1 protein-coding gene is annotated in these 208 nt (G+C 69.2%); it reads left to right on the plus strand.

Going from position 1 to position 208, the window contains the following annotated elements; translation table 11 throughout:
- Window positions 1–19: 19 nt before the first annotated feature.
- On the plus strand, window positions 20–208 hold a 189-nt coding region (locus F6Q13_RS19220), incomplete at its 3' end, for an MBL fold metallo-hydrolase (RefSeq protein WP_293059908.1).

Here is a 208-nt window from a genome sequence, read left to right on the forward strand (position 1 = left end):
AAGTGGGAAACTGGGCAGCGTGTTGGTCTGCGCGTTTCCCGCCGGGTTGCTGGCGTGCAACTGCTACGTGCTGGCGCCGCACCCGAAAGCCGATGCGGTCATCGTCGACCCGGGCCAGGGCGCTTTCGCCCCGCTGCGGCGCATCCTCGACGAGCATCGGCTGACCCCGGCCGCGGTGCTGCTGACCCACGGGCACATCGACCACATC

Source organism: Mycobacterium sp., from assembly GCF_008709575.1.
Taxonomy (GTDB): Bacteria; Actinomycetota; Actinomycetes; order Mycobacteriales; family Mycobacteriaceae; genus Mycobacterium.